This window comes from Bartonella sp. TT110JLCBS, assembly GCF_042193405.1.
In the GTDB taxonomy this organism is placed as follows: domain Bacteria; phylum Pseudomonadota; class Alphaproteobacteria; order Rhizobiales; family Rhizobiaceae; genus Bartonella.
This window is the reverse complement of sequence record NZ_JBHILT010000067.1, coordinates 1-2,654: the sequence shown is the minus strand read 5'-3', so window position 1 is coordinate 2,654 and position 2,654 is coordinate 1. Positions and strand designations below refer to the sequence as shown.

Below are 2,654 nucleotides of genomic sequence, written 5' to 3'. Positions count from 1 at the left end.
GACGATAAACATCTCGCTTTACTGGTATCGGTCCTCCGGTCTTAACCCGAATATAATGACGTGTCATCAAAATACCTCTCAACGATTGGTCACGAATTGCACCACCACAACACACTCTCCAGCCGCGGTTGTTTTATCCCGTGTTGCATAAAGCGTAAGCTCTTGATCTTCTGGAACAAACTCTTTTTGGTTGGTTGATGTAAAATCTTGAGTGCTTTGGGTTTTGATGTCCTTTTCACTAAACTCATTACCACCATAGGTGCTACCTATCTTTAATTTCGCATCCGAAAACGCTGTCTTCACAAACGCTTTAATCGAAAGGATCATTGCACCACGCGGTAAAGTCCCGATTTTGCGCGTCAAATGCTTATCTTTATGCGAGATATTCAAGCGAAAAAAACTCACTTGTTGCGTAACCAAATTTCTCCCTTGTAGGGGCTGTGGTAATCCTTCTGCCATGTTTTATTTCCTTTCTTTGAAAATTAAGAAGGCTTTTCGCCTGTGCAAGTTGAAACAACAACGGTTCCGAAATCTTGCGCATTTTGTCCTCTTCCAGGCATTTGGAAACGTGTTTTCTTCATGCCTATGATTGTCTTAGCTGCAACACCATATACCCGTTGATAATCATCAAGCTCTTCAACCAATTTATAGCGCGTCTCTTGATTTTCTGCTCCAAAGGCAAGCATCGCACTCTGTGCACCCAGTAATACAGCACGGCGGACATTTTCTTCAACACTACCATCGGATTTAACACCATGGGTTACATGTTCGGATTCTCGTAAAATCACACCATTATACATGCCTAGTGAACCATCAAAAATCGGGTTCTTCGCGCGCGAACCTGAATAAACTGCCTTTTGTATATCAAGCCATTGACCAGTATCTGTATTGGTACGCAATTGCATAACTTGTATGGGATGAAGATACATCACGTAGACATTGGAACCACCAACCCGTACTGGTCTGATTTTGGGGTTAGCCAACTTTGCAACTTTAACAGCTTCATCTATGAGCTTAAGACTAAAACCGTGTTTTGCCAGCTCTTTTACGTCTTCATCTTTCGTTTTGGCTTCTGGTCGCACAATACGCTTACTGCTTGGTGCCAATGGTGCATTAAAACCATAATACAATTCATCAAGTTCAACTTCACGTCCTTCAAACTTTATTGTAGGCGCTGTATATCCGCAAACTTGAAGAAAAAACATCAAACTCAAACGGTCTGCAAACCAATCAACCAATGCCTTATGTGCTTCGTCGCGTAAACTAAACAAAATACGTTGTTGATCAATCGTACCTTTATTTTTTGTTGAAACAGCGTTATTAAGTTCATTGATATAAAGTTTATCATGAAGGAATTGGAGTGCCTCTTCATTGCCTTTAAGCGTTTCACCCTCGCTTACACCACGCCCCATAATCTGTGCTCGTAAGCTAAACGTAACACAATCTCCGCCTTCTTTCCTAAGTTCATTCTTGACTTGAATGATACTATTGGAGCCTTCTCCCATTAATGGTTCAATATCAAGCGCTTTAGACGCTTCATAATTTAATCTCTTTGACCAAGCTTGCACTGCTTGTGCATCATTAATAGGTATACGTGTTATTGCCATTGATTTCACCTTTCTTTGCTGTAAAAAAAAACCGGCTTTAAGCCGGTGAAAAACCCACATCAAAGCGGATTATATTATGCGCCTAGACTATACTCAGCCATCGCGCCCCATTAACTTATCAAAAATGATTTGATTTTTAGGATTGCTATACCATTCTCCAAATTCTTTATCAGACATATCACAAATGTTTTTTAAAGTGATTGGTCCAACACTCCCTCCTCCACCAGATGCCGTTAAGGTTCTCGCAGAATTCTGACGGCTTTGAAGCGCAGCAACTTGATTATTCGCTTGAACCCCTTGGTTCTGATAGCCAAGATTTTGCGCTATTCTATAAATCTCTTCTGCCGGATTGAGATCTCTTTGTGCACAAGTCGCTACAATTGTACGCAATTCATTCCTTATGATCTCAGAAATTGTGTTTGGATCTGCATACTCAGGATAAAGTGACGACCAAGAACTCAATTCCTTCGCACGCTTCTCATAAAGAAAATTTGCCGCATCACCAAAATCACTGGATTTATTTTGAAACGACTTAACAGAATTGTTGAAAAACTGACCAAGACGTATATCATGCTGCTGCTGTTCCTCAGCTTGTCTTAGCGCTTCTTTCTGTTCCCTAATATACGCATCTTGCTTTTGAATCTTATCTAGCATCCACGCCACTAAACGAACAGGGTCCTCACGTAGGTCTGGGGGTGCATTTTCACCTTCAACCATTGGCGTCTGGGATTGGGGTTCATAAAGCTTGACAAGCGCTTCACGAGCTTGTTTAGCTTGTTGCTCCATACGCTGCTGTTCTATGCTAGGAACAATCTCTGAAGGCTTTTCAACGGACTGCACAATCGGCTCTGGAGAGGTGATATCATCATTATCAATCGTTTCACCATCATAAGTGCCGGCATCAAAAGAGCTCTCATCATCAAAGACCGGTGCTCCAACTCTGTAATCTTCATTCATAGCTTCATTCATCGCTTCGTTCATTTCTGCATTCATTCTCTAACCTCTCTCAAATGCTTCTTCCTCTGTATGTTGCCGCTCTTTCACGCA

Annotated in this window: 3 protein-coding genes; all 3 read right to left on the bottom strand. The window is 41.6% G+C overall.

Going from position 1 to position 2,654, the window contains the following annotated elements:
• Positions 1 to 78 precede the first annotated feature (78 nt).
• The 3 genes from ACFILW_RS09320 to ACFILW_RS09310 all read right to left on the bottom strand — a co-directional run bounded on the left by ACFILW_RS09320 (position 79) and on the right by ACFILW_RS09310 (position 2,600).
• Positions 79 to 459, bottom strand: a complete 381-nt coding sequence (locus ACFILW_RS09320; protein WP_375607487.1) for a hypothetical protein — start codon at positions 457 to 459, stop codon at positions 79 to 81.
• Positions 460 to 482: 23 nt separating this feature from the next.
• Positions 483 to 1,607 carry a N4-gp56 family major capsid protein gene (locus ACFILW_RS09315; RefSeq protein WP_375624338.1) on the bottom strand — a complete coding sequence of 375 codons (1,125 nt, stop codon included), beginning with the start codon at positions 1,605 to 1,607 and terminating at the stop codon, positions 483 to 485.
• Positions 1,608 to 1,700: 93 nt separating this feature from the next.
• On the bottom strand, positions 1,701 to 2,600 hold the full coding sequence (locus ACFILW_RS09310) for a hypothetical protein (RefSeq protein WP_375685650.1): 900 nt from the start codon (positions 2,598 to 2,600) through the stop codon (positions 1,701 to 1,703).
• Positions 2,601 to 2,654 lie beyond the last annotated feature (54 nt).

Excerpts from the sequence above, each read along its gene's own strand:
- ACFILW_RS09320 (WP_375607487.1), bottom strand. The coding sequence starts at position 459 with ATGGCAGAAGGATTACCACAGCCCCTACAAGGGAGAAATTTGGTTACG.
- ACFILW_RS09315 (WP_375624338.1), bottom strand. The coding sequence starts at position 1,607 with ATGGCAATAACACGTATACCTATTAATGATGCACAAGCAGTGCAAGCT.
- ACFILW_RS09310 (WP_375685650.1), bottom strand. The coding sequence starts at position 2,600 with ATGAATGCAGAAATGAACGAAGCGATGAATGAAGCTATGAATGAAGAT.